Source organism: Actinophytocola xanthii (assembly GCF_001921205.1).
GTDB lineage: Bacteria > Actinomycetota > Actinomycetes > Mycobacteriales > Pseudonocardiaceae > Actinophytocola > Actinophytocola xanthii.
This window is the reverse complement of record NZ_MSIE01000028.1, coordinates 25,367-51,159: the sequence shown is the minus strand read 5'-3', so window position 1 is coordinate 51,159 and position 25,793 is coordinate 25,367. Positions and strand designations below refer to the sequence as shown.

Genomic DNA, 25,793 nt, shown 5'->3' with positions numbered 1-25,793 from the left:
CGACCCGCACCCGCGGGGCGGGCAGCCCGGAGCCGGCCTCGGCCAGCACCGCCAGGATGCCGAGCAGCACGAACCCCGCCGAGACCACCACCACGACCAGCAGAAGCGGCTCGACGGGCGCCCCGTCGGCGGCGGCCAGTGCGTCGCGCAGCGGGGCCGGCGACAACGCCAGCCGGGGCGCGCCGAGCTGCCGCAGGGCGGCCGCGCCCACCGCGAGGCACACGGCCAGCACCACGGCCAGTACCCCGGCCAGTACCCCCAGCCGCCTGCCGCGCGGGCCGTGTTCGCGCGGCTCCCGCGGCGGAATGCCCAGGAAGCACACGGTCAGCAGGCCGACGGCGGCGAGGAATCCCAGCGGGCTCCCGCCCTGGGGCATGGGCACCGGTGGCGTCGCCGGGGCGATCGCGAAGCAGGACAACACGACCAGGGCGAGCCCCACCAGCACGACCACCGCCGCCACCCGCGTGGCCGCCGTCGATGGTCGCGGCCGGGCGAGCGCGAGCACGGCCACCGCCAGCACGACCCCCAGCGTGCCGAGCACCGGCTGCTCGGGCGTGGCGTAGCGGCCGACCGTTCCGGCCACCGCGATTCCCGCGGCCAGACGTCCGGAGATGCCGAGCAGGCGGCCGACCGGCGCCTGCCCTGGACGTTGCGAAGTGGACAGGGTGACGAGGTGGGCGATCCCGGCCGCCGGGACGAGGGCGGCGAGCAGCCAGGGGCCGGCCAGCGCGGCCGCCGGCGCCAGCCCGGTGAGCAGGCCGGCTCCGACCGTGGACACCACGCCGGAGGCGACGAGGTCCACCCTGCGCGCCGGTTCGCTCACGGGCCTACCGTGGCAGACCAGCGGACCGGTACTCGACGGTGGGCCTGGCGGTGCACGCCGCCGAACCAGGTCGTTAGCATGCGTCAGCAACTCGACCGACAGGAGCAATGCGTTGACCGCGCCCAAGCTGTCTCTCACCGCCACCCCGGCTGACCAGGCAACCGTCGATGCAGTGATCATCGGGACCGTGCGCGACGGGGAGGACCTCGCGCTCGCGCCGGGCAGCGAGCGGGTCGCCGCCGCGTTCGACGGCGACCTCCTCGACGTGCTGGGCAGCCTGGGTGCCACCGGCAAGGCCGACGAGGTCGTCAAGGTCCCCACGCTCGGGCGCCTGGGCGCGAAGGTGCTCGTCGCGACCGGGCTCGGGACCGGTGAGCCCGGCCCCGAGCAGGTCCGCCGCGCCTCCGGCGCCGCCGCCCGCGCGCTCGCCGGCACCGCCAGGGCGCTCACCACGTTGTCCACTGTGGACCTCCAGGCGGCGGTCGAGGGAACCGTGCTGGGCGCCTACCGGTTCGACGCCTACCGCTCCACGCCCGGTGACGCCCCGCTGGCCAGGCTGGACCTGGCGAGCCCGGCCGACGGGACCGCCAAGGAGCACCGGGCCACGGTCAAGGCCGCCACCGCGATCGCCGAGGCCGTCACGACCGCCCGCGACCTGGTCAACACCCCGCCCAACGACCTGTACCCCGCCTCCTTCGCCGAGCGGGCCGCGGCACTGGGCCGGGCCGCCGGCCTCGAGGTCGAGATCCTCGACGAGAAGGCGCTGCGCAAGGGCGGCTTCGGCGGCGTGCTGGGTGTCGGCATGGGTTCGGCCCGGCCGCCCCGGCTCGTGCGCCTGCGCTACCGGGGACCGAAGGCACGCAAGAAGGTCGCGCTGGTCGGCAAGGGGATCACGTTCGACACCGGCGGCATCTCGATCAAGCCGGCCGCGGGGATGGACGAGATGACCTCCGACATGTCCGGGGCGGCCGCCGTGGTGGCGACGGTCGTGCTGGCCGCGCGGCTCAAGTACCCGCTGGAGGTCGTGGCGACGGTGCCGATGGCGGAGAACATGCCCTCCGGCGCGGCCTACCGGCCCGGCGACGTGCTGACCATGTACGGCGGAAAGACCGTCGAGGTCCTCAACACCGACGCCGAGGGGCGCCTGATCCTGGCCGACGCCATCGTGCGGGCCTGCGAGGACGAGCCCGACTACCTGGTGGACACCGCGACGCTGACCGGCGCCCAGGTCGTCTCGCTCGGCAAGCGCACGGCCGGGATCATGGGCACCGACGAGTTCCGGGACCGGGTGACCGAGATCGCCAAGGCCACCGGCGAGGGCGGCTGGGCGATGCCGCTGCCCGAGGAGCTGCGCCGCGACCTCGACTCCAAGCTCGCCGACCTAGCGAACGTCACCGGCCACCGCTGGGGCGGCATGCTGGCCGCGGGCCACTTCCTGCGGGAGTTCGTGCCGGACGGGCTGGCCTGGGCACACATCGACATCGCCGGTCCGGCCTACAACACCGCCGGCCCCTGGGGCTACACCGGCAAGGGCGGCACCGGGGTGCCGGTCCGCACGCTCGCCGCGCTGCTGGCCGACATCGCCGACAACGGCTGAGGCGCCAGCGGCGACTCTCCTACCGCGTCACCCAGGTCGGCCAGCTCTCGATCTCCCGGCCGGCGCCCTGCAGCTGGCCGCCCAGGGTGACGCCCGAGACCGTGACGTCCGCGTCCAGCTCGTAGACGAAGCAGGCGTAGACAGTCGCCCTCGGGTCGCCCAGGCCCGCGAACGGGGGGCAGTTCGGCATGGTGTCGAAGCCGGTCAGCGGGCTGGTCAGCACCCCGCGGTCGTCCCGCAGGTACACGTGCTCGGCAGTACCCAGCGCCGGGACCTGTCCGCGGACCACGACGTACCGGTTGCCGGCGGCCGGGCGGCGGTTGCCGAGGTAGCCCGAGGGCGTGAGCACGACGTGGAAGCCCGCGAGCACCGGAACGCCGTTGACCGTCACCTCGACGGCGGGCTCCCCGAGCCGGCCCACCTGCCGGACCGGGGCGGCCTCGGGCGAGGCGACCGGGACCGAGACCGGGAACCGGACCGGCCGCGCCGCCCCGGCGCCGGTCCTGCCGAACACCACGGCCACGACCGGTGTCGCCTCCGGCACGGGCAGCACGACGCACGCGTCGAACGAGCCACCCGGCTCGACCGACTCCGGCGGCGGCGTCCGCTCCGGCGCACAGGCGCTCACCCCGCCCTGGAGCGGTCGGATCCACTGCCCCCGCTCGTCCAGCGCCGCGACCTCGTCGACCAGGTCCTGACGCCAGGCGGGGCCGGCGACGTTGGTACCGCTCAGGAACACCGTCACCCATCGGTACCCCAGCGGTGCCACGGCGAACGGCTCGGCCGTGCGCTCGGCCCGCACCCCGGTCACGATCAGCTCCAGCGTGGCCCCCGAGGGGTGGGCGTAGCGCACCGGAGCGCCTGGACGACCGGGCGCGTACGCCTGCTGGCCGACGCCGACGAGCTCCCGGCCGGCGACCTCGGGCGGCAGTGCGGAGTCCTCGGCCGGCGGCGGCGGGCCGCTCACCGGTCCCGGTGATCCCGCGACGAGCTGTCCCGGCCCGACCCCGACGGCCACGACCGCGGCGGCCGCCAGCGCGAGCACCAGCAACGCGGCCGCGACGACCAACCGCCGTCGGACGGGGCGCAGCGGGGTGGCCGGCGCGGGCTCGACCTCCTCGACCTCCTCGGCGGGCGCCGTGGTGTGGGCGCTCTCGGCCGGCGCGCTGACGCCGGCGCTCTCGGCGGCCTCGCCCCGGGAGGTGAGCAGCCGCAGTGCGCCGCGGGCGACCGCCTGCTCGGGATCGGCCGCCAGCGCGACCGGGCGTGACACGGCCTCGCCGACCCGCCGCGCGACCAGCGGCATCCGGCTGGCCCCGCCGACCAGCAGCACCCGGTCGACCGGCACCTCCGCCGTCACCCGTTGCGCCGCCTCCACGATCCGCGCGACGTCCGCGGCGACGACCCGGTCCAGCTCGCCGCCGGTCAGGCCCTCCCCCGAGCCCGTGGCGGCCTGCTCCCGGCGGGCGCGTGCGTCGACCTCGGGTCCCAGGTACTCACGCACGCGCTCGTCGAAGTCGTCGCCCCCGACGGCGAGCTCGGTCGCGGCCAGCACCTCGAACCCAGCCCGACCGGACCCGGCCTGATCGGACCCCGAGCGCTGCCGGCGCACCGCGCTCACCTCGCAGAAGACCGCGCCGAGGTCCACGACGAGCAGCGTCGTGCCCGGCTCGGCACCGGCTCCCGCCGCCGCGGCCACCGGGGCCGCGAGCGTGGCGACCCGGCCGGCGAGCCCGGAGGCGGCGGCTGTCAGCACCGCCACCCTGGCCGAGGGCCACCCCGCGGGATGGGTCAGCACCAGCTCGTCCGGGGGCGCTCCGACGGCGCGCACGACCCGGGTGAGCAGCGTGCGCAGCAGACCGGTGACCGGCAGGACCGTGTCGCCCACCATGACCTCGCGCTCGTCGAGCCGGGGCTTGAGGCGGGACAGCAGCCGGGTGGGGTCGGCGGCCGCGGCACGCGCCGCCGCGTGCCCGGCGACCAGCTGGTCCTCGCGGGTCAGCAGCACCGCCGAGGGCTCGACGGTGACCAGCCGCTCGGGCGGCCCGGCCACAACGACCGTGTCGGCGCTGCCGAAGTCGACGACGGCGGTGACTCCAGTCACGCCCCACCCTCTCCGTTGCGCATCGGGGTAATCACCCTTGATACGGCGGCATGAGGCCAGGAGTTCAACCGCGCTCGCGCTTCTGCCTGGCCTGGTACTCGCGCATCCGCTTCGGGTAGCCGACCCGTTCCACCTCGTAGATCGGCATCGAGCGCTTCTTGGCGAAGTCGAACGCGGCGCCCGCGCTGGACACGCGGCGGCGGGTCCACTCCCCGTCGTGCGCGACCAGCAGCACGGTCGTCTCGGTCACGTGCGTCCGCGGCTCGACGAACGCCTCGACGCCGTGGCGTTGTGCGGCCCAGTCGTCGAGGTGGGCGGTGTCCTGCTTGCTCGCGCCCCGCACCTGACCCGCGCCGGCCTTGCGCTTCTTCTTGCGCAGCGAGTCGAAAACACCCACGGCGGCTACCTCCGTCGCAGAAAGTCGTCCCTTCATTGTGCCCGTGCGGCCACCTCGCAAGCCTGCCGCAGGTAGTGACAAGATGATGTGTGGTGGCGGTGTCAAGACCGGAACGACCGCGACCGTCTGGAGCCGCACGTCAAGGAGAACCCGTGACTGATACCTCCGCTGACCTGGTGATCCTGGGTGGCGGGTCGGGTGGCTACGCCTGCGCGTTCCGCGCGGCCGGCCTCGGCCTGTCGGTGGTCCTGGTGGAGAAGGACAAGCTGGGCGGCACCTGCCTGCACCGCGGCTGCATTCCCACCAAGGCGCTGCTGCACGCCGCCGAGGTCGCCGACCTGGCCCGCGAGGGTGACCAGTTCGGCGTGAAGTCCTCGCTGGAGGGCGTGGACATCGCCGGGGTCAACTCCTACAAGGACGGCGTCGTCGGCGGGCTCTACAAGGGACTGCAGGGGTTGGCCAAGGCCAACAAGGTCACGGTCGTCGAGGGGAAGGGCACCTTCGTCGCGCCGAACACCGTCGAGGTCGACGGCGAGCGGTACACCGGCCGCAACGTCGTGCTCGCCACCGGTTCCTACGCGCGCACCCTGCCCGGCCTGGAGATCAGCGGCCGGATCATCACCAGCGACCAGGCCGTGCACCTGGACTACATCCCCTCCAGCGTCGTGGTCCTGGGCGGCGGCGTGATCGGCGTCGAGTTCGCCAGCGTCTGGGCCTCCTTCGGCGCGGACGTCACGATCGTCGAGGCGCTTCCCCGACTGGTGCCGCTCGAGGACGAGTGGGCCTCCAAGCAGCTGGAACGCGCCTTCCGCAAGCGCGGCATCACGTTCAAGACCGGGGTCCGGTTCACCGGCGCGGAGCAGAACGGCTCGTCGGTGTCGGTCTCGCTGGAGTCCGGCGAGACGATCGAGGCGGAGACGCTGCTGGTGGCCGTCGGCCGGGGCCCGAACAGCGCCGGGCACGGCTACGAGGAGGCCGGCGTCGCGATGGAGCGCGGGTTCGTGCTCACCGACGAGCGGCTGCGCACCAACCTGGACAACGTCTACGCCGTGGGTGACCTGGTCCCCGGCCTGCAGCTGGCCCACCGCGGCTTCCAGCACGGCATCTTCGTCGCCGAGGAGATCGCCGGCCTCGCGCCCCGGCCGGTCGAGGAGGCGGGCATCCCGCGCGTCACCTACTGCAAGCCGGAGGTCGCCTCGGTAGGGCTCACCGAGGCCCAGGCCAAGGAACGCTACGGCGGCGCCGAGACCTACACCTACGCGCTGAGCGGGAACGGGAAGAGCCAGATCCTGAAGACCGCGGGCGGCGTCAAGCTCGTGAAGGCACCTGACGGCCCGGTCGTCGGCATCACGATGGTGGGCGAGCGGGTCGGCGAACTTGTCGGGGAGGCCCAGTTGATCTACAACTGGGAGGCCTACCCGGAGGACGTGGCCCCACTCGTCCACGCCCACCCCACCCAGACCGAGGCGCTCGGCGAGGCCTTCCTCGCCCTGGCCGGCAAGCCACTGCACGTGCACGGCTGAAGCCGCGAGTAACAAGGAGTCAGCGAAACCATGGCGTTCTCCGTCCAGATGCCGGCGCTCGGCGAGAGTGTCACCGAGGGCACGGTCACCCGGTGGCTCAAGCAGGTCGGCGACACCGTCGAGGTGGACGAGCCGTTGCTGGAGGTGTCGACGGACAAGGTCGACACCGAGATCCCCTCGCCGGCCGCGGGCGTGCTGCAGAAGATCGTCGCCCAGGAGGACGACACGATCGAGGTCGGCGCGGAGCTCGCGGTGATCGGCGACGGCGCGGCCGACTCGGGCGACCAGGGCGGCGGTGACTCGGGCGAGGACCAGGACTCCGAGCCAGAGCCCGAGCCCGAGCCAGAGCCCCAGCCCGAGCCGGAACCCGAGCAGGAGTCCCGGCCCGAACCGGCCCGCGAGGAGCAGTCCTCCGGCAGCGGTGGCGGCGGGGACGGCACCCCGGTGACGATGCCCGCGCTCGGCGAGAGTGTCACCGAGGGCACGGTCACCCGGTGGCTCAAGCAGGTCGGCGACACCGTCGAGGTGGACGAGCCGCTGCTGGAGGTGTCCACCGACAAGGTCGACACCGAGATCCCGTCACCGGTGGCCGGCACCGTGCTGGAGATCACCGCGAACGAGGACGAGACCGTGCAGGTCGGCGGCCAGCTCGCGGTCGTCGGCTCCGGCGACGCCGCTCCCGCCGAGCCGCGGCAGGAGGAGCCCGAGCCCAAGCCGGAACCCGAGCCGGAGCCGGAGCCGGAACCCGAGCCCGAGCGCGCCCCCAAGCACGAGGCCAAGCCGGAACCGAAGCCCGAGCCCAAGCCCGAGCCGCGGCGGGAGGCGGCCCAGCCTGCGGCGGCCGGTTCGGCGTCGAGCAACGGCCGGTCGGGCGACGCCCCGTACGTGACACCGCTGGTGCGCAAGCTCGCCGCGGAGCACGACGTCGATCTGAGCACCGTCAAGGGCTCCGGTGTCGGCGGGCGGATCCGCAAGCAGGACGTGCTCGCCGCGGCCGAGGCCGCACGCCAGCCCGCACCCGCTGCCTCGTCCGCGCCTGCCAAGGCCTCGGCCGCCCCGGCGCCGCAGGCGGACCTGCGCGGCAAGACCGAGAAGATGAGCCGGCTGCGCCAGACGGTGTCGCGCCGGATGGTCGAGTCGCTGCAGACCTCCGCGCAGCTCACCCAGGTCGTCGAGGTCGACGTGACCAGGATCGCGAAGCTCCGGTCCCGGGCCAAGTCGGCGTTCGAACAGCGCGAGGGCGTGAAGCTGACGTTCCTCCCGTTCTTCGCCAAGGCCACCGTGGAGGCGCTCAAGGCGCACCCGAAGCTGAACGCGTCGATCAACGACGAGACCAAGGAGGTGACCTACCACGGTGCCGAGCACCTCGGCATCGCGGTGGACACCGAGCGCGGCCTGCTGTCCCCGGCGATCCACAACGCCGGCGACCTCAGCGTCGCCGGGCTCGCGCACCGGATCGCCGACCTGGCGGAGCGCACCAGGGCGAACAAGGTCACCCCGGACGAGCTGTTCGGCGCCACGTTCACGCTGACGAACCTGGGCAGCCAGGGTGCCCTGTTCGACACGCCGATCATCCCGCAGCCGCAGGTGGGGATTCTCGGCGTCGGGCTCGTCGTGAAGCGCCCGGTCGTGCTCACCGACGCCGACGGCAACGACACGATCGCCATCCGGTCGATGGCCTACCTCGCGCTGACCTACGACCACCGGCTGATCGACGGCGCGGACGCCGGACGCTTCCTGAGCACGATCAAGAACCGGCTGCAGGACGGCAACTTCGAAGGCGATCTGGGTCTCTAGATGAGAATCGTGGTCGCCGGCTCGTCCGGGCTCATCGGCACGGCGTTGGTCGAAGGCCTGCGGTCCGGGGGCCACGAGATCGTCCGGCTCGTCCGGCGCCCCCCGCGGGCGCCGGACGAGCGCGAGTGGGACCCGCCGGCGGGTCGGGTCGGCGGCGACGCGCTCGCCGGCGCGGACGCCGTCGTCAACCTGTGCGGAGCACCGATCGCGGGTCGGCGGTGGAGCCACGCCCGCAAACAGGTGCTGATCGACAGCCGGATCGAGCCGACCGAGGTGCTCTCCGCCGCCGTCGCCGAACACGGGATCCCGCTGCTGGTCAACGCCTCTGCCGTGGGCTACTACGGCGACGGCGGCGATCGGGAGCTGGACGAGTCGGCCCCCCGCGGGACGGGCTTCCTCGCCGACCTGTGCGGTACCTGGGAGGCGGCCACCCAGCACGCCTCGAGCGCCGGCGCCCGGGTGGTGCGGCTGCGGACCGGGCACGTCCTGTCCCGCCAGGGCGGGCTGCTCGCCATGATGCGCCCGCTGTTCCAGCTCATGCTCGGCGGCCGGCTCGGCGACGGCCGGCAGTTCATGCCGTGGATCACGGTCGACGACCAGGTCGCCGCGATGCGGTTCGTCCTGGACAACGACGCGCTCTCCGGCGCGGTGAACGTCTGCTCGCCCCATCCGGTCACCAACGCCGAGTTCACCCACCAGCTCGGCCGAACGCTGCGCCGCCCGGCGCCCTGGTTCGCCCCGGCACCCGCCATCCGGCTCGCGGTCGGCGACCACGCCGGGGAGATCCTGTTCAGCCAGCGCACGGTCCCGGCGGCGTTGCTGGAGCACGGCTTCGTCTTCGGCCACCCGCGTCTCGACCGCGCCCTCGAGGCGGTGCTCCGGTAGCGCCACAGGACGCCGTCATTCCGGCGGCGTAAGGTCGCGTTCGTGGCTCATGCTTCCTGCCGCGCGTCCAGCGCCCCCGTCCAGGTCCGCCGGCTCGGATCGATCGACTACCAGCACGCCTGGGACCTGCAGCGCGAGCTGGCGACGGCGCGCGCCGCCGGCGCGGGCCAGGACACCCTGCTGCTGCTCGAGCACCCGTCGGTCTACACGGCGGGCAAGCGCACCGAGCCGGACGAGCGGCCGGAGGACGGCACCCCGGTCGTCGACGTCGACCGCGGCGGCAAGATCACCTGGCACGGCCCCGGACAGCTGGTCGGCTACCCCATCGTGAAGCTGGCCGACCCGGTGGACGTCGTGCAGTTCGTGCGCAGGCTGGAGCAGGCACTGATCGCCCTGTGCGACGAGCTGGGGCTGGTCACCGGCCGGGTGGAAGGGCGCAGCGGCGTGTGGCTGCCTGCCGACCACCGCCCGGAACGCAAGATCGCGGCGATCGGGATCCGGGTCCAGCGCGGCGTCACCATGCACGGCTTCGAGATCAACTGCGACGCGGACCTGAGCGCGTTCGACCGCATCGTGCCCTGCGGAATCCGCGACGCCGGGGTGACCTCGCTGTCGCTGGAACTCGGGCACCCGGTGACCGTCGCCGAGGTGCTGCCGCTGGCGCAGCGCCACGTCCTGGCCGCGCTGGAGGGCTCCCTGCCGGTCGTGGACCGCTGGCTGCCGCGCTGGACCCCGGCCACCCCCGGGGTGAGCTTCGAGCTGGCCCAGCACCGCTGAGCGGCCTGACCAACGCTCACCCGGCCGCGGCCCGGCGCATCCCGGTGAGCACGGCGACGATCGTCTTCGTCACGTCGGCCGCGGCTGCCTTCGGGTCCGCGGAGCCGGCGATCGCCTCGGCGCCGGCCGACAGGGCGCCGAACAGGATCCGGGCGGTCACCTCGAGCGGCAGCCGTTCGATCTCGCCGGCCTCGATCAGCGCCGCCACCGTGGAGCGGACCAGGCCGTAGCTGAAGCGCTCCTCGGCCTGGCGCCAGCGCTCCCAGCCCATCACCACCGGTCCCTCGTGGATCACGATCCGCTGGTAGGACGGTTCCAGGCAGAGCCCGACGTAGGCCTCCACGCCGGCGAGCGCCCGCTCCCACGCGGGGCCGTCGCCGGCCACGGCGGCGGTCAGCCGGTCCAGTGCCGCCGTCTCGACCAGGTCGAAGGCGGCCTCGAACAACGCCTGCTTGCCGCTGAAGTGGTGGTAGAGCGCACCCTTGGTGACCCGGGCACCGGTGACGATCGCGTCGAGGGAGGTCCCGGCGTAGCCGCGCCGGGTGAACAGCTCCAGCGCCGAGTCCACCAGCGCCGCCCGCGTCGACTCCGTGTAGTCGACCCGCCTGGACCGCATCGTCACCACGCCCACACCGTACGACAGATCCCCGTCACATACCGGTGGTATGACGGAGCCCGTCGCCGTACTCTTGGTATGTCCAAGACCGATGGTATGCACAGGGGGCGGGGACATGGGCTGGCAGGAGCACTACCGACGCCGGGACGCCCTCGACGCGGTGATCGCGTCGGGCGGGGAGCTGTCCGTTCCGGAGCCGTTCACCGACCTGGACGAGCTGCTGCTCGCCCTGCACCACCGCTGGTCGATGCGCCTGGCCGGGCGCCTGGAGCTCGCCGTGACAGCCGCCGAGCGCGACCCGGACCTCGACCGGGCGCGGGCCGTGGGTGAGGCCTGGCGCGCGAGCGCCGCGGACAACGCCGCACTGCGGCGCATCCTCGAACGACACGCCGACCGGCCGGTCCTGCGCGAGCGGGTCGACGCCGAGCGCCGCGCGCTGGCCGACGTCGCCGGCCTCACCGCCCCCGGCGACGCCGCCGAGGACCGCGCCGCGGTGGGCGCGGCGTTCCTCGCCCTGGTGGAGACCCGGCCGCGACGCAACCCCGTCGAACGCCTGCTGCGTCGGCTGGCCCCGTCGGCCTGACGGCGTCCTACCCGACGGGCCGTCCGTGCTCGAGGTAGCGCGTCGTCCCGTCCTCCCGGGCCTCGAGCGCCGCGCTCACCCGCCGCGCCAACCGCGGGATCAGCCGCGTCCCCACCGCTCCCGGCTCGACCAGCGCGTAGGACGCGAGCTCCTCGGCCTGCAGTACGATCGCCGCCAGCTGTGCCGAGTCCAGCGTCCCGCCGTCGAACACGAACAGCACCCGGTCGCCGAACACCGGGTGCGGGGCCCAGTCGACCACGAGCAGCCGGCCGGGCACGAGCGTGAGGCCGAGCTCCTCGGCCACCTCCCGGACGCAGGCCTGGCTCGGGGTCTCGCCCACCTCCAGCATGCCGCCGGGGATCTCCCAGTTCGGCTTGTAGGTCGGCTCCACGATCAGCACGCGCCCCACCCCGTCGAGGAACAACGCACCCGCCGCGCTCCGTGCCACCAAAGCCACCGGCTCCCCCTCCGACACGACGGACGGCGTCCTCCCCACCTTGGGGGAGGACGCCGTCGCTCGCCAGGCCTATCGGGTCGCGCTCCAGAAGATTCCGTTGGCCACCTGGGCGAACAGCCCCTTCGGGTGGGCGCGGAACATCGGCTCGGTGCCGAACACCAGCACCCGCGCGCCGCGCTCGTCCACACCGGAGACCACGGCGGGCTGGCCGGCCGCGGCGTCCGGACCGCCGGAGCCGTCGTCGTTGGGCAGCCAGTGCCCGGCGACCAGCGGGTTGCCGGTCCCGTAGCGCTGCTCGACGGTCACCCCCGAACCCAGGCCGGTGAACCACTGGGGCGAATACACGAACGACGTGGACGTCGAGCCGGCCAGGACCGAGGCCGTCTCGTTCGACACCGACACGACGCCGTTCGCGTCCCCCCGCCCGGGCACCGCGGTCACCGGCAGCAGGCCGGCGTCGGCGTTGAACCGCGAGCCGGTCGCGCCCCGGGTGACGACTCCGCCCCGGGCGAACAGCGCCTCGACCTGCGCCCGCGCCGCCGGGTTCAGCTGGTCGAACCGCAGGCCGGCCGACACCACCAGCACGTCCACCCTGGACAGGTCGAACCCGCCGTTGAGCACCGCTGTGGACACCGGCCGGACGTCGAAGCCCATCTCCCGCAGGGAGAACAGCTCGTCGGCTCCCACCGCGGCCGCCACGGTCAGCCGGTGGAGCACCGCCCCCGGGGCACCGGCGGGCGCCGCGGTGAACCGCACGCCGTAGCGGTCGGCGACCTCCCGTGCGGCGGCCCGCGCCGCCGCCGGCACGACCACCGAGCCGTCGGCCCGGCGGCGCAGCTCGATGCCCCGGCCCAGCAGGTCGTTGACCGCGCTCGCGTCCCTGCCGTCCCGCACCGAGATCACCAGGTCGCGGCCGGGGGCGGCGTCGACACCGCCGGTTGGCGAGGCGACCACGACCGGACGGCTGTGCACCCGCAGGTCACCGCCACGCACGATGTCGACCGAGGCCCCCCAGAGCAGGCGGTGGCTCCAGCCGGCGATGTCGTACATCTGCGGTGCGTCCGCGGAGAGGTCCTTGCCCGCCTCGAGCATGGCGTTGGCGAGCCCGCGCTTGGGCTGGTGCATGTCCACGAGGTAGGACCCGGCCGGGTAGGACCTCCCGGCCAGGGTGAAGGCCCGGGTGGCCTGACGCACCCGGACGTCGTGGTCCACGAGGTGGTCCACCAGCCGCGCCGCGGCCACCGCGGAACGCTGCCCCGACCCGGCGGGGATGACGTAGGTGCGGGGGAAGCTGGTCGTGAACCGGTCCTCTGGCCCGAAGCCGGGGACGAAGCCGTCCGGGATGAAGCGCTGCCGCTCGCCAGCCGCTCCGCGCCGGAAGATCTCGATCTGGTTGTCCACCAGGTCGACCCGTTTGCGGGCCACGTAGTCCAGCGTGGCGCGCATGGTGGCCTCGGAGACGTCGGTGTTGATCGCCGAGCGGCGCCGCAGCTCCTCCACCGGCAGCGCGTCGTAGTCGGCGTTGTTCACCCGCAGCGGGATCTCCACGGTGTAGGACACCGCGCCGTGGTACATCGCGTACTGCGCGGTGAAGATCGGCGGCCAGCCGTCCCACTCGCCGGGCGGCAGGTCCCTGAAGGGCACGATGACGTCCTGCGCCTCGTCGTAGCCCAGCGCCTTGACCGCCCGCTCCATGGCGAGCCCGTTGGCGTAGCCGTGCCGGATGTAGAGGTCGAAGTCGTAGTTCTGGCCGTGTGGCGGGGTGGTCGGCTCGATCAGTGTTCCGCCGACGTAGCCGTGCTCGTCGAGCACGACCACGGGCTGGCTGTCGATGATCATGTCCCGCATCGCCCGGTTCTCCGGCTGGGAGTTCGTGACGAAGTCGCGGTTCATGTCGAAGCCGGCGTTGTTGGCCCTGGTGCCGGCGACCCGGCCGTCGGGGTTCGCGGTGACGTTGTAGAGGATCCGGGTGTGCTCGAGCAGCCGTCGCACGGCGGGGTCGCGGCTGGTGGCGAGGTGCTCGATCTGGCGCAGTGCCGCGTCGGTGCCCTCCCACTCGTTGCCGTGAATGTTGTTGTTGATCCAGACCGGCGCCTTGTACTCGCGGTCGATGCGGCGGTCCCGGGCTGCGCGCTCGGGGTCGTTCTCGATGAGCTCGCGCCAGGCCTCCTGCTCGCGGGTCTCCCCCGGGCGCTCCGGCGCGGTCAGGGTGACCTGGTACAGGTCGCGGCCGAGACCGGTCTGCCCGACGACCTCGACCGAGACCCGGTCGCTGATCGCCTGCAGTCGGTTGAGCCGGGGCGCGATCGCGTGGTACGGCGTGAGACCGAGCTTGATCGACTTGTCGGCGGGGTTCTCCGGGTAGACCCGCAGCCTGGTCTGGCGCGGGTAGCCCAGCCGGCTGCCGACCTTGTTCTCGCCGGCGGGAGCGGCGACCCTGGCCCGCGGCGCCTGGTCGGTAGCGGCGGTGGTGTTGCGGTCGGCGCCGTTGGCGGGCGCCTCACGCGGAACTCGGGGGCGGTCGGGCGCGCCGGTCGCCGGTACGGTCGTGGTGATCACGGACACGGCCGCCACACCGGCGGCCAGCGCGATGCGCCCGAGGTGTCTTCGAGAGCGGTTGAGCACGGCTTTTCCTCCACTCGTCCGGGACAGGTGCTGCTTATCGGCCCTGCTGGGGCCCCGTCAAGGGCGGCGTAGCCTGATGGGGTGACCGTTGCTCCGGAGGGGCGGAAGCTGCTGCGGCTCGAGGCCCGCAACAGCCAGACCCCGATCGAGAAGAAGCCGTCGTGGATCAAGACCCGCGCACGGATGGGCCCGGAGTACCGGGAGCTCAAGGGCCTGGTTCGGCGCGAGGGCCTGCACACCGTGTGCGAGGAGGCCGGCTGCCCCAACATCTACGAGTGCTGGGAGGACCGCGAGGCCACGTTCCTTATCGGCGGCGAGCAGTGCACGCGGCGCTGCGACTTCTGCCAGATCGACACCGGTCGCCCGGCGGCGCTGGACCGGGAGGAGCCGCGCAAGGTCGCCGAGTCGGTGCAGGCGATGGGCCTGCGCTACGCGACGGTGACCGGCGTGGCCAGGGACGACCTGCCCGACGGCGGCGCCTGGCTCTACGCCGAGACCGTCCGGCGGATCCACTCACTCAACCCCGGCACCGGCGTGGAGCTGCTGATCCCGGACTTCAACGCGGATCCCGACCAGCTCGCCGAGGTGTTCGGCTCGCGACCGGAGGTGCTCGCGCACAACCTGGAGACGGTGCCGCGGGTGTTCAAGCGCATCCGTCCGGCGTTCCGCTACCAGCGCTCGCTCGACGTGATCACGCGGGCCCGCGAGGCCGGTCTGGTGACGAAGTCCAACCTGATCCTGGGGATGGGTGAGACGCCAGAGGAGGTCACCGCGGCGCTGCGTGATCTCTACGACGCGGGCTGCGACATCATCACGATCACCCAGTACCTGCGCCCGTCGCTGCGCCACCACCCGGTCGACCGGTGGGTGCGGCCCGAGGAGTTCCTCGAGCACAAGGAGGCCGCCGAGGGCATGGGCTTCGCCGGGGTGATGGCGGGTCCGCTGGTGCGCTCGTCCTACCGGGCGGGCCGGCTCTACGCCCAGGCGATCGCCCACCGCGGCGAGGAGGTTCCCGAGGCGCTGCGCCACCTGGCCGAGGCGGGGCCGGCGAACCAGGAGATCAGCGCGGTGCTCGGCCGGCAGTAGGCCTGCGGGGGTAGGTGGGGTCAGCCCCCGGTTTGATTCAGGGGGAACCCGGATGTGCCAGGCTCGGTCCAACTGCCAGACTCGCATTCGCCGGCCTGGAGTGGGTGGCCACAATGGAGGGGAGCCGATCGTGGCGTTGCTGACCGATGTCCTGGAGTGGTTACAGGCATTACCGCAGCCGGCCCTCGTCGGCGCGACCGGCGCGCTGGTGTTCGCCGAGTGCACGATCGGCCTCGGGTTCATCGCACCGGGCGAGGGCGGGCTGCTGATCGCCGCCACGACGGTGGACTCGGTCTCGCGGTTCCTGGTGCTGTGGGCGGTGGTGACGGTCTGCGCGGGTCTGGGGGACTCGATCGGCTACTACATCGGTCGCAGGTTCGGCCCGCAGCTGCGGGAGACCAAGCTCATCCAGAAGTACGGCGTGGAGGGCTGGGACAAGGCGACGGACATCCTGCGCCGCAGAGGCGCCTGGGCGGTGTTCTTCGCGAGGTTCCTGCCGGTGGTGCGCACCCTGACCCCCGCAGCGGCCGGCACGTCCGGCCTTGCCTACCGCAAGTTCCTTCCCGCCGTGGTCGCCGGCGCGGCCTGCTGGTCGGCCCTGCACATCGCGATCGGTGCGGCGCTGGGCGAGGCTGCGAAGCGCATCGAGGGCATGATCACCACGGGTGGCCTGGTCGTGGTCGGCGGGCTGGCCGTGGCGCTGGTGGTGACCGTCGCGGTCCGCAAGCGCCGCAAGAAGACCGCGGCCCCGATCGTCGTCGTGGTCCCCACGGAGCCCTCCCCCGCCACGGCGATCGCCGGTGACGCGGACCCGCAGCTGGAACCGGCCGGCTAGCCGTTGACTTCGCGGTAGTCGTAGTTGGGCTTGATCCGGAGGTTGTAGAAGCGTCCCTGGCTTTCCGCCGCGAGCAGCCCGAAGAAGTCCTTCGGCGGAACGCCGAGGTACTGGTAGACGGACCCGTTGACCAGCTTCACCTCCAGCACGCGGCGCGACCGGTCGTACCCGACCTCAACCAGCACACTGGAGTCGACGGCCTGTCGGTGCACTTTTTCATTATCCAGATCGATGACGTTGCTTGCTCACCACGCGCAGCGCCAGCTCCCAGGGATAGTCGGCCAGCTGCTCGTCCCCCTGTCCCGGCTCGGCCGGCGTGAACCCCTCGCCGCCAAGCAGGATCTGGACCCCGGCGGCCCGCAGTTCGCCCACACTGCGGGCGAACGCGGGGTGGGCGGCCTGCGCGGAGTTGAGAAACGGCAGCACCACCAGCGGCAGCCCCAGCCCGATCCCCTCGGTCAACAAGCCGAGCGCGAGCGTGTCCGCGATCCCCGCCGCCCACTTGTTGATCGTGTTGAAGCTGGCCCCGCCAACCACGATGGCGGTGGGGGGCGGATGAACGTCCGGGGTGCCGGGCTGCTTGTAGTCGTCGCGCACCGGGTAGCCGGTCCGTGCCTCGAGGACCGGCCGGTCGATGAACCGCGTCGCCTTCGGCGTGGCGATGACGCACACCGTCCAGCCCTCTCCCTGCGCCAACTCGACGAGCGTCCCGACGCGCTGGGCGGCGGGGGTGGCACAGGTGACGACGTAGAGGACACGCGCGTCGGTGCTCAGCGGCTGGTTCTCAGCTGGTGGGTCATCGGAGAGCACCGCACGTCCTTCCGAGCAGACCAGGTCGGCGTCGGCGGAATGCTACCGGCGGAGAGTGGCGCCGCCCGTCGTCGGGGACCGGCGCTGCCGCTCGGCCCGAGTGCCGAGATATCCTCGGGGATCAATCCCGACCTTCGGAACTGGTTGAGCGATGCGCATCGGACTGCTCGCGATATACCTTGCCTTCTTCTTCTCGATCGGCCTTGCGTTCCTGCCGTACCGACGCGTTCCGCTGATCCACCTGTTCCTGTCGCTCGCGCTGGTCGGTTGGTTGAGCCTGGCGGTCCACTGGGGCGTGGGTCTCCTGCTGCTCCTGCTCATCCTTCCCGGGATGTGCGTTGCCTGCGTCCGGATCATTCTCCAGACGTCCGGGAGTAGCGACGAGCCGACGCGGGCCTGACCGTTCGCGGCGGTGATCAGCGCAAAGACGCTGGAAATACGCGGAGCCGCCCGGCGTAGCGGTGCGCTCGCCGCCGGGCGGCCCCTCTCCCCGGTCCCCACCGGTAGTTCCACTATGGACGGACCGGGGAGCTGCCGCCAGCGCTGTCCCCCTATCGTGCGACCGGTTCATCATCGCAGGTCAGAGGGGGTAACTCAGGGTCAGGCGACGCCGGGGTCGGACGTCTGCGGTCCGGCCGCCGAGATGTCGTCGATCCGGTACTTCCTGGCCGCCTCGACGACGGTGGACTTCTCCACCTCGCCCCGCCTGGCCAGTGCGGCCAGCACGCCCACGGTGATCGACTCGGCGTCGACGAGGAAGTGGCGCCGTGCCGCCGGACGGGTGTCGGAGAAGCCGAACCCGTCGGTACCGAGCGTGAGCATGTCGGTCGGCACCCAGGGTCGGATCAGGTCCGGCACCGCCCGCATCCAGTCGCTCGCGGCGACGACGGGCCCCGCGCCCTCGGACAGGACGCGGGTCACGTACGGCCGCCGCGGCTCGGCCTCGGGGTGCAGGAAGTTGTGCCGGTCGGTCTCCACCGCGTCGCGGCGCAGCTCCGTCCAGGACGTCGCCGACCAGACCTCGGCCCGCACGTTCCACTCCTCGGCCAGCAGCTCGCGGGCGCGTAGGGCCCACGGCATGCCCACACCGGAGGTCAGGATGCGGGCCCGGGGGCCCGACCCCTCCGGCGCGGCCTGGTACCGGTACAGCCCACGCAGCAGCCCCTCGACGTCGAGGTCGTCCGGCTCCGGGGCCTGCACGTACGGCTCGTTGTAGATGGTCAGGTAGTAGTAGATGTCCTCCGCCTGCTCGCCGTACATCCGCCGCAGGCCGTCCCGCACGATGTGCGCGATCTCGAACGACCACGCCGGGTCGTAGGCGACCACGGCGGGGTTGGTCGCGGCGAGAAGCAGCGAGTGACCGTCGTTGTGCTGTAGGCCCTCACCGGTGAGCGTCGTCCGGCCGGCGGTGGCGCCGAGCACGAAGCCGCGGGCCATCTGGTCGGCGGCGGCCCACAGGCCGTCGCCGGTGCGCTGGAAGCCGAACATCGAGTAGAAGATGTAGATCGGGATCATCGGCTCGCCGTGGGTGGCGTAGGACGTCCCGGCCGCGGTGAACGACGCGGTCGACCCGGCCTCGTTGATGCCCTCGTGCAGGATCTGCCCCTGCTCGCTCTCCTTGTAGGACAGCATCAGCGACGCGTCCACCGAGGTGTAGAGCTGGCCGTGCGGGTTGTAGATCTTCTGCGTCGGGAACATCGAGTCCATCCCGAACGTGCGGGCCTCGTCCGGGATGATCGGCACCAGCCGCGGGCCGATCTCCTTGTCCTTGGCGAGGTCACGCACGAGCCGGACGAACGCCATCGTGGTGGCGACCTCCTGCTTGCCCGAGCCGCGGCGGATCACGTCGTAGACCTTGTCGCCGGGCAGGACCAGCGCCTTGGACTTGGACCGCCGCTCCGGGACGAACCCGCCGAGCTGGCGGCGCCGCTCCAGCAGGTACTGGATCTCGGGCGCGTCGGGGCCCGGGTGGTAGTACGGCGGCAGGTACGGGTCCTTCTCCAGCTCCTCGTCGCTCACCGGGATGCGCAGCGAGTCCCGGAACAGCTTGAGGTCGTCCAGGGTCATCTTCTTCATCTGGTGGGTCGCGTTGCGGCCCTCGAAGTGCGGGCCGAGGCCGTACCCCTTGATCGTCTTCGCGAGGATGACCGTGGGCTGCCCGTGGTGCTCGGTGGCCGCCTGGTAGGCCGCGTAGACCTTGCGGTAGTCGTGGCCGCCGCGCTTGAGGTTCCAGATGTCCTGGTCGCTCATCGGGGTGACGAGCTCCTTGGTGCGCGGGTCGCGCCCGAAGAAGTGCTCGCGGACGAAGGCGCCGTCGTTGGCCTTGTAGGTCTGGTAGTCACCGTCCGGCGTGGTGTTCATCAGGTTGATCAGGGCGCCGTCACGGTCGGCGTGCAGCAGCGTGTCCCACTCGCGCCCCCAGATGACCTTGATGACGTTCCAGCCGGCGCCCCTGAAGAACGCCTCCAGCTCCTGGATGATCTTGCCGTTGCCTCGCACCGGCCCGTCGAGCCGCTGCAGGTTGCAGTTGACCACGAAGGTCAGGTTGTCCAGGCCCTCGTTGGCCGCGACGTGCACCAGGCCGCGGGACTCGGCCTCGTCCATCTCGCCGTCGCCGAGGAACGCCCAGACGTGCTGGTCGGCGGTGTCCTTGATGCCGCGGTCGTGCAGGTACCGGTTGAACCGGGCCTGGTAGATCGCGTTCATCGGGCCGAGGCCCATCGACACCGTCGGGTACTCCCAGAAGTCCGGCATCAGTCGCGGGTGCGGGTAGGAGGGCAGGCCGGCCCCGGGGCCGCCGTGCGAGAACTCCTGCCGGAACCCGTCGAGCTGCTGGGCGGACAGCCGGCCCTCGAGGAACGCACGCGCGTACATGCCCGGCGAGGCATGTCCCTGGAAGAACACCTGGTCGCCGCCGCCGGGGTGGTTCTTGCCGCGGAAGAACCAGTTGAAGCCGACCTCGTAGAGCGTCGCGGAGGACGCGTAGGTCGAGATGTGTCCGCCGACACCCACGCCGGGGCGCTGCGCCCGGTGCACGGTCATGGCCGCGTTCCACCTGATCCACGCGCGGTAGCGGCGCTCCACCTCCTCGTCACCGGGGAACCAGGGCTCCCTGTCGGTGGGGATGGAGTTGACGTAGTCGGTGCTGGTGAGCGCGGGGACGCCGACCCGGCTCTCGCGGGCACGCTCCAGCAGTCGGAGCATGAGGTAACGAGCCCGTTGCTGGCCGCCGGCGGCGAGCATCGAGTCGAACGACTCCAGCCACTCGGAAGTTTCGTCCGGGTCGATGTCGGGAAGGTGGGCGGCCAGCCCGTCACGGATGACCCGAACCCGCTCGGGTGTCCTACCGTTCCCGCTGTTCTGCGTAGCCAAGGGATCTCCAGTGCCTGCGCTCGAAGGCCAACTCTGCCCTTACTCTGCCATCGTCGTCTCGACGAGCGCTCGCGTCATCGTTACTCATGGGTAACACCGGACACGTGCCCGTTCATGCCCAGTCGTGCCCGTTGTCGGGCGTGGGAAACCGGCGTGGGTGGTTGCGCAGGCGGGCAGGGGCAGTGTTCGCTATCCCAATACCGTTGCGCGGGGGCTGGTCCGGCCCCCGCGATGGCGTCGAGGAGGAGTGGAAGCCGTGGTCGCCGCGGGAGACGCCGGCAAGGCTGGCGTCGCCGAGAGGCTCGGGATCGAGCTTGGCATGATCGTCCAAGAGATCGGCTGGGACGAGGACGTCGACGACGGCGTTCGCGCCGCCATCGAGGAGCGGATCGGCGGTGATCTACTGGATGAGGACGCGGACGAGGTCGTCGACGTGGTCCTGCTGTGGTGGCGCGAGGACGACGGCGATCTCGTCGACGCACTCATGGACGCCATCAGCCCGCTCGCCGAGAACGGTGTGATCTGGGTCCTGACCCCGAAGACGGGCCGCGACGGCCACGTCGAGCCGAGTGAGATCGCCGAGGCGGTGCCGACGGCCGGGCTCTCACAGACGTCCAACATCGCGGTCGGTGACGACTGGTCGGCGACGCGCCTGGTCTCTCCGAAGTCCGCGAAGTCCAAGCGCTGAGCCGGGACCGGGCGGGTGCCCTAGGCTGGCCGCACATCCCGGACACGGACTGCAGGAGGAAGCCGGATGGCGGTCGAGGTCGGCGCGACGGCGCCGGAGTTCACTCTCAAGGACTACAACCACCAGAAGGTGGCGTTGTCGTCGTACCGGGACGCGTCGAACGTGTTGCTGGTGTTCTACCCGTTCGCCTTCAGCGGCATCTGCACCGGCGAGCTCTGCCAGCTGCGCGACGAGCTGGCGACCTACAAGTCGGCGGAGGTCCAGGTGCTCGGGGTGTCGGTGGACACACCGTTCAGCCTCAAGGCATGGGCCGAGCAGGAGGGCTACCAGTTCCCGCTGCTGTCGGACTTCTGGCCGCACGGCGAGGTGGCGCAGGCGTACGGGGTGTTCAACGAGCAGGCGGGGCTCGCCAACCGGGGGACGTTCCTGATCGACAAGAAGGGCGTCGTGCGCTTCGCGGAGACCAACCAGCCCGGTGAGGCCCGCGACCAGGAAGGCTGGAAGAAGGCGGTGGCCACCCTGAAGTCCTGACGGCCGGCAGGTCGGGGCACATAGCTCAGCGGAAGAGCTCTCGGTTTACACCCGAGCGGTCGCAGGTTCGAATCCTGCTGTGCCCACCGATGATCAGCTCCGCGCCGCGTCGTCGCGGCTCGCCCACAGCCTGGCGCTGACTATGGACATTCCGGGTAGGAGCAGCAACAGGAGCTGGAAGCCGATGTTCCAGTTCGCCGTGAGCCCGAGCACCACGACGAGGGTGATCGAGACCGCCAGGTGGGTCGGCGGGACCCACCGGTACCCCACGAACGCGAAGGCGAGCGAGAGGAAGAAGAACAGGTAGATGAGCAGGATCGGGTTCACACGCGCTCCTGTTCTCCTGGCCGTCGGGTCCACATCCTGTCGCCTGCCGCATCCGGGGAGTAGCGGAACAATCCGTTCGCTGAATCCTCCGTTCGCGCCTCGGAGTTATCCACAGATCACGCCAACCCCTCCCCGGCCCCCCACAAGCCGATACGCTGGCAAGGCGGGACGCCCCCGGGAACGGGTGGGGGTTGTTCACTGGGGGCTGGATCTTCACAACAAGGCGTGGTTGCTGGGTGGGCCCCACTGCGAGGGCGGTTTCGTTGCTCAACGTCGGTGCGCTGGTCGGCGCCTTCCGGGCGGGCGAAGCCGCGCTCGCTTCTGATCACAGGGGCGGAGTGAGCCCAGCTGACCAGGCTTGACCAGGCCGGCGACGACAACCAGTGCCGCGAACACCGAGCACAGGTTTTGGCTGGTGGTCGCGTTATTGTGGGGCATGGTGAAGGTGTCGGAGGCCACGTTGGGAGCGCTGGACCGGGCTTCCGGGAAGCTGGCCTCCGCGGCCCTGGCCTCGATGGACGAGCAGTTCGCCTGGTTCGGGCGGATGCCCGCCGACCAGCGGGCCAGCGTGCTGCTGATCGCGCAGACGGGCGCCGCCGGGTTCACCAGCTACCTGCGGGACAAGCGTGAGGCCATCCGGCTCACCACCGACGCCTTCCGGCAGGCCCCCCGCGACCTCTCCCGCTGGATCAGCCTTCGCCAGACCGTCGAGCTCGTCCGGGTCGCCGTGCACGTGATCGAACGCGAGGTGCCCGACCTCGCCGCGGACGACGACGAGCGGCAGGTGCTCACCGAGGCCGTCCTGCGCTACGGGCGGGAGGTCGCGTTCACCTCCGCCATGTCCTACGCCTCCGCCGCGGAGACCCGGGGGGCCTGGGACGCGCGACTGGAAGCCTCCGTGGTGGACGCGATCGTGCGGGGCGACGCGGAAGAGTCGCTGCTCAGCCGGGCCGCGGCGCTGGGCTGGGACCTGGACGCGCCGGCCACCGTGCTGGTCGGCAACTCCCCCTCGGACGATCCGCCAACCGTGCTCTACGAGGTCCGCAGCCGCGCCGCGCGGGCCAACCGGCCGGTGTTGCTCGGCGTGCAGGGATCACGGCTGGTTGTCGTGCTCGCCGGCCCCACCGATCCGCCGGTCGACGTGCTGGCGCGGATGGCGGCCTCGTTCGGCGAGGGGCCCGTGGTCGCCGGACCCACCGTGGACAACATCGCCGACGCCCACCGCAGCTCGGCGGACGCCCTGTCCGGGCTGCGTGCCGTCGTGGCCTGGCCCTCGGCCCCCCGGCCGGTGCGGTCGACCAACCTCCTCCCCGAACGCGCGCTCGCGGGCGACCCGGAGGCCGAGTGGCAGCTCATCGACCAGATCGCCAAGCCCCTGGAGAACGCGGGCGGCGCCCTGCTCGAGACCGTCGACACCTTCCTCGAGGCCGGCGGGGTGCTCGAGACCTGCGCGCGCCTGCTGTTCGTCCACCCCAACACCGTCCGCTACCGGCTGCGCAAGGCCGCCGAGCTCACCGGGCACAACGCCACCTCACCTCGTGACGCGCTCGTGCTCCGGATCGCCCTCGCCGTCGGGAGACTGTCCAGGTCACGGGGCTTGTGGTAAGGGAACCGGACAATACAACGTCACCTGGATCGTTCATCCCCAGGTAACTTTTGGAGGATTCCTACAAATCGACCGGCGCGACTTGGTCACTCCCGGCATGCGCGTTCTGGTCGTGAAACGTGTTCAGTAGACACGTGCTCGCACTGCTCGCCCCAGGCCAGGGCTCCCAGACACCAGGCATGTTCGCCCCGTGGCTCGAGCTGGACGGCGTCCGCGAACGGGTCGTCGCCTGGTCCGAGCTGACCGGGCTCGACCTCGTCGAGCTCGGTACGGTCGCCGAGGCCGAGGCCATCCAGGACACCTCGGTCACCCAGCCCCTGGTCGTCGCGCTGGCGCTGCTCGCGTTCGAGGAGCTGTCGCGCCGCCACGAACTGCCCGACGACGTGCTGGTCGCCGGGCACTCGGTCGGCGAGCTCGCCGCCGCGGCCATGGCCGGGGCGCTCAGCGCCGACGACGCGGTCGCCCTCGCCGCCGTCCGGGGCCGGGAGATGGCCCGGGCCTGCGAGCTCGAGCCCACCGGCATGGCCGCGGTCATGGGCGGCGAGCCCGAGCAGGTCGTGGACTGGCTCGCCGGGTACGACCTCACCCCCGCCAACCGCAACGGCGCCGGGCAGATCGTCGCCGCCGGTCCCACCGAGCGGATCGACGCGATGGTCGCGGAGAAGCCGGACTGGGTGAAGAAGGTCATCCGGCTCAAGGTCGCCGGCGCCTTCCACACCCGCTTCATGGCCCCCGCCCAGGAGGCGCTCGGCGAGCGGGCCAAGAAGGCCGCCGTCGCCGACCCCGGGCGTCCCCTGCTCTCCAACGCCGACGGCGGCGTCGTGACCGAGGGACAGGACGTTCTCGACCGCCTCGTCGCGCAGGTCACCCTGCCGGTGCGGTGGGACCTGTGCATGGCAGCGATGAGCGAGCGGGGGGTGCGCGCGACCGTGGAGATGCCGCCGGCCGGCACCCTGACCGGCCTGGCCAAGCGCGAGCTCACCGGCGTACGGACCCTCGCCCTGAAGAAGCCGGCCGACCTCGACACGGTCGCCGAGCTGCTCGACGGCGGGGAGGCCACCGCATGACCGCCATCCGACTCTCCCAGGGGGCCGCGGCCAGCAGGATCCTCGGCATCGGCAGCACCCAACCCGAGCGCGTGGTCACCAACGACGAGCTGTCCACGATCATGGACACCGACGACCAGTGGATCCGCGAACGGGTCGGTATCCGCGAGCGCCGGTTCGGCGGCACCGAGGACACCGTCGTCTCGATGGCCGTCGAGGCCGGCTCGAAGGCCATCGCCGCCTCCGGGCTCACGCCGTCGGACGTGGACACCGTGATCGTCGCCAACTGCACGACGACCGTGCCGATCCCCAACGCCGCCGCCCAGGTCGCCGACCTGATCGGGATCAAGGCAGCCGGCGGCTTCGACCTCAACGCCGCCTGCGCCGGGTTCTGCTACGCGCTGGCCTCCGCCTCGGACATGGTCCGCGCCGGTTCGGCCACCAGGGTCCTGGTGATCGGCTCGGAGAAGCTCACCGACGTGGTCGACCCGGTGGACCGTTCGACCGCGATCATCTTCGCCGACGGGGCGGGCGCCGCGGTCGTCGGACCGAGCGACGAGCCGGGAATCGGCCCGGTCGCCTGGGGCACCGCCGGCGACCTCGCCGAGACGATCACCATGCCCAACGGCAGGCACATCTACCAGGAGGGCCAGGCGGTCTTCCGCTGGGCCACCACCAAGATCGCGCCGATCGCGCTGCGGGCCCTCGAACTCGCCGGGCTCCAGCCCTCCGACGTGGACATCCTGGTTCCGCACCAGGCGAACCTGCGGATCGTCGAGGCGATCGCGAAGAAGCTGCGCCAGAAGGGCGCGCGGGAGGACATGGTCGTCGCCGACGACATCGTGACCTCCGGCAACACCTCCTCGGCGTCCATCCCCATGGCGATGGACCACATGCGCGCGGCCGGCCGGATCCACTCCGGTGACGTCGCGCTGCTGGTCGGGTTCGGCGCGGGACTGTCCTACGCCGGCCAGGTCGTGATCTGCCCGTAGTACACCGACTTCCGGCGGTGAGGCACACCGCCCGGAGCAACCAGAAGGAGAGCACACCCATGGCGAACGCCAAGCCCACCGAGGAAGAGATCCTCGCCGGTCTCGCCGAGATCGTCGAAGAGGTCGCCGGCGTGGAGTCCGACGAGGTCACCGCCGACAAGTCCTTTGTGGACGACCTGGACATCGACTCGCTGTCCATGGTGGAGATCGCCGTCCAGGCCGAGGACCGCTTCGAGGTCAAGATCCCCGACGCCGAGCTCGCCAACCTGAAGACCGTGGGCGACGCGGTGAACTACGTCGCCAAGAACGTCTGACT

24 protein-coding genes, 1 tRNA gene and 1 pseudogene are annotated in these 25,793 nt (G+C 72.0%); 16 read left to right on the top strand and 10 right to left on the bottom strand.

Annotation, left to right across the window (positions count from 1 at the left end; genetic code table 11):
• Positions 1 to 823, bottom strand: a pseudogene (locus tag BU204_RS16145) (hypothetical protein); the annotation flags it as partial.
• A 112-nt stretch (positions 824 to 935) separates the two neighbouring features.
• Between BU204_RS16145 and BU204_RS16140 the strand changes: the two are divergent.
• Entirely contained in the window at positions 936 to 2,420 is a 1,485-nt protein-coding gene (locus tag BU204_RS16140) for a leucyl aminopeptidase (RefSeq protein WP_075126504.1), read from the top strand.
• Between the two features lie 19 nt (positions 2,421 to 2,439).
• Here BU204_RS16140 and BU204_RS16135 read toward each other — a convergent pair whose 3' ends face one another.
• Together BU204_RS16135 and BU204_RS16130 are read right to left on the bottom strand one after the other, a co-directional pair.
• On the bottom strand, positions 2,440 to 4,524 hold the full coding sequence (locus BU204_RS16135; RefSeq protein WP_075126503.1) for an Hsp70 family protein: 2,085 nt from the start codon (positions 4,522 to 4,524) through the stop codon (positions 2,440 to 2,442).
• Between the two features lie 64 nt (positions 4,525 to 4,588).
• Positions 4,589 to 4,957 carry an oxidoreductase gene (locus tag BU204_RS16130; protein ID WP_075126502.1) on the bottom strand — a complete coding sequence of 123 codons (369 nt, stop codon included), beginning with the start codon at positions 4,955 to 4,957 and terminating at the stop codon, positions 4,589 to 4,591.
• 116 nt (positions 4,958 to 5,073) lie between these two features.
• Here BU204_RS16130 and lpdA point away from each other — a divergent pair, with 116 nt between their 5' ends.
• From lpdA to lipB, 4 genes are read left to right on the top strand one after another with little or no spacing between them, the layout of a single operon-like run.
• Positions 5,074 to 6,444 (top strand): dihydrolipoyl dehydrogenase, encoded by a 1,371-nt coding sequence (gene lpdA / locus BU204_RS16125; protein WP_075126501.1) that lies wholly within the window; start codon positions 5,074 to 5,076, stop codon positions 6,442 to 6,444.
• Between the two features lie 30 nt (positions 6,445 to 6,474).
• Positions 6,475 to 8,241, top strand: coding sequence for a 2-oxoglutarate dehydrogenase, E2 component, dihydrolipoamide succinyltransferase (gene sucB / locus BU204_RS16120; protein ID WP_075126500.1), 1,767 nt, complete (start codon positions 6,475 to 6,477; stop codon positions 8,239 to 8,241).
• Positions 8,242 to 9,126 carry a TIGR01777 family oxidoreductase gene (locus tag BU204_RS16115; RefSeq protein ID WP_075126499.1) on the top strand — a complete coding sequence of 295 codons (885 nt, stop codon included), beginning with the start codon at positions 8,242 to 8,244 and terminating at the stop codon, positions 9,124 to 9,126.
• A gap of 42 nt (positions 9,127 to 9,168) precedes the next feature.
• Positions 9,169 to 9,903 carry a lipoyl(octanoyl) transferase LipB gene (gene lipB, locus BU204_RS16110; protein WP_075126498.1) on the top strand — a complete coding sequence of 245 codons (735 nt, stop codon included), beginning with the start codon at positions 9,169 to 9,171 and terminating at the stop codon, positions 9,901 to 9,903.
• Positions 9,904 to 9,919: 16 nt separating this feature from the next.
• On the opposite strand, the gene BU204_RS16105 is transcribed toward lipB, so the two are convergent.
• Positions 9,920 to 10,519 carry a TetR/AcrR family transcriptional regulator gene (locus BU204_RS16105; RefSeq protein ID WP_075126510.1) on the bottom strand — a complete coding sequence of 200 codons (600 nt, stop codon included), beginning with the start codon at positions 10,517 to 10,519 and terminating at the stop codon, positions 9,920 to 9,922.
• A 115-nt stretch (positions 10,520 to 10,634) separates the two neighbouring features.
• Between BU204_RS16105 and BU204_RS16100 the strand changes: the two genes are divergently transcribed.
• Positions 10,635 to 11,102: a hypothetical protein gene (locus BU204_RS16100; protein ID WP_075126497.1), complete on the top strand. Its 468-nt coding sequence runs from the start codon at positions 10,635 to 10,637 to the stop codon at positions 11,100 to 11,102.
• Between the two features lie 7 nt (positions 11,103 to 11,109).
• Here BU204_RS16100 and BU204_RS16095 read toward each other — a convergent pair whose 3' ends face one another.
• Together BU204_RS16095 and BU204_RS16090 are read right to left on the bottom strand one after the other, a co-directional pair.
• On the bottom strand, positions 11,110 to 11,577 hold the full coding sequence (locus tag BU204_RS16095) for an NUDIX domain-containing protein (RefSeq protein WP_075126496.1): 468 nt from the start codon (positions 11,575 to 11,577) through the stop codon (positions 11,110 to 11,112).
• 51 nt (positions 11,578 to 11,628) lie between these two features.
• Positions 11,629 to 14,184: a M14 family zinc carboxypeptidase gene (locus BU204_RS16090; RefSeq protein WP_075126495.1), complete on the bottom strand. Its 2,556-nt coding sequence runs from the start codon at positions 14,182 to 14,184 to the stop codon at positions 11,629 to 11,631.
• Between the two features lie 81 nt (positions 14,185 to 14,265).
• Here BU204_RS16090 and lipA point away from each other — a divergent pair, with 81 nt between their 5' ends.
• Positions 14,266 to 15,270 (top strand): lipoyl synthase, encoded by a 1,005-nt coding sequence (gene lipA, locus BU204_RS16085; protein WP_075126494.1) that lies wholly within the window; start codon positions 14,266 to 14,268, stop codon positions 15,268 to 15,270.
• A 130-nt stretch (positions 15,271 to 15,400) separates the two neighbouring features.
• Entirely contained in the window at positions 15,401 to 16,105 is a 705-nt protein-coding gene (locus tag BU204_RS16080) for a DedA family protein (RefSeq protein WP_075126493.1), read from the top strand.
• Here BU204_RS16080 and BU204_RS16075 read toward each other — a convergent pair.
• Both BU204_RS16075 and BU204_RS16070 read right to left on the bottom strand, forming a co-directional pair.
• Positions 16,102 to 16,317, bottom strand: coding sequence for a KTSC domain-containing protein (locus BU204_RS16075; protein ID WP_075126492.1), 216 nt, complete (start codon positions 16,315 to 16,317; stop codon positions 16,102 to 16,104). The two genes, BU204_RS16080 and BU204_RS16075, sit on opposite strands and share 4 nt — an antisense overlap.
• Before the next feature lie 7 nt (positions 16,318 to 16,324).
• A complete protein-coding gene (locus BU204_RS16070; RefSeq protein ID WP_075126491.1) occupies positions 16,325 to 16,915 on the bottom strand; it encodes a flavoprotein in 591 nt (196 codons plus the stop codon).
• Positions 16,916 to 17,066: 151 nt separating this feature from the next.
• On the opposite strand from BU204_RS16070, the gene BU204_RS16065 reads away from it, so the two are divergent.
• A complete protein-coding gene (locus tag BU204_RS16065; RefSeq protein WP_075126490.1) occupies positions 17,067 to 17,315 on the top strand; it encodes a hypothetical protein in 249 nt (82 codons plus the stop codon).
• Between the two features lie 200 nt (positions 17,316 to 17,515).
• On the opposite strand, the gene aceE is transcribed toward BU204_RS16065, so the two are convergent.
• Entirely contained in the window at positions 17,516 to 20,287 is a 2,772-nt protein-coding gene (gene aceE, locus BU204_RS16060) for a pyruvate dehydrogenase (acetyl-transferring), homodimeric type (protein ID WP_075126489.1), read from the bottom strand.
• Positions 20,288 to 20,543: 256 nt separating this feature from the next.
• Here aceE and BU204_RS16055 point away from each other — a divergent pair, with 256 nt between their 5' ends.
• The 3 genes from BU204_RS16055 (at position 20,544) to BU204_RS16045 (ending at position 21,592) form a co-directional block, all read left to right on the top strand.
• A complete protein-coding gene (locus tag BU204_RS16055; protein WP_075126509.1) occupies positions 20,544 to 20,975 on the top strand; it encodes a DUF3052 domain-containing protein in 432 nt (143 codons plus the stop codon).
• A 66-nt stretch (positions 20,976 to 21,041) separates the two neighbouring features.
• Complete coding sequence (locus BU204_RS16050; protein ID WP_075126488.1) at positions 21,042 to 21,506, top strand: peroxiredoxin; 465 nt, start codon at positions 21,042 to 21,044, stop codon at positions 21,504 to 21,506.
• A 14-nt stretch (positions 21,507 to 21,520) separates the two neighbouring features.
• Positions 21,521 to 21,592 (top strand) — tRNA-Val (locus tag BU204_RS16045).
• 7 nt (positions 21,593 to 21,599) lie between these two features.
• On the opposite strand, the gene BU204_RS16040 is transcribed toward BU204_RS16045, so the two are convergent.
• Positions 21,600 to 21,833, bottom strand: coding sequence for a hypothetical protein (locus BU204_RS16040; RefSeq protein ID WP_075126487.1), 234 nt, complete (start codon positions 21,831 to 21,833; stop codon positions 21,600 to 21,602).
• Between the two features lie 436 nt (positions 21,834 to 22,269).
• On the opposite strand from BU204_RS16040, the gene BU204_RS16035 reads away from it, so the two are divergent.
• From BU204_RS16035 to BU204_RS16020, 4 genes are all read left to right on the top strand, one after another.
• On the top strand, positions 22,270 to 23,439 hold the full coding sequence (locus BU204_RS16035) for a PucR family transcriptional regulator (RefSeq protein ID WP_075126486.1): 1,170 nt from the start codon (positions 22,270 to 22,272) through the stop codon (positions 23,437 to 23,439).
• A gap of 134 nt (positions 23,440 to 23,573) precedes the next feature.
• Positions 23,574 to 24,506 carry an ACP S-malonyltransferase gene (locus BU204_RS16030; protein WP_198942889.1) on the top strand — a complete coding sequence of 311 codons (933 nt, stop codon included), beginning with the start codon at positions 23,574 to 23,576 and terminating at the stop codon, positions 24,504 to 24,506.
• On the top strand, positions 24,503 to 25,477 hold the full coding sequence (locus BU204_RS16025; protein ID WP_075126484.1) for a beta-ketoacyl-ACP synthase III: 975 nt from the start codon (positions 24,503 to 24,505) through the stop codon (positions 25,475 to 25,477). Before BU204_RS16030 ends, BU204_RS16025 begins: the two co-directional genes overlap by 4 nt.
• Before the next feature lie 59 nt (positions 25,478 to 25,536).
• Positions 25,537 to 25,791, top strand: coding sequence for an acyl carrier protein (locus BU204_RS16020; RefSeq protein WP_075126483.1), 255 nt, complete (start codon positions 25,537 to 25,539; stop codon positions 25,789 to 25,791).
• Positions 25,792 to 25,793: the final 2 nt, after the last annotated feature.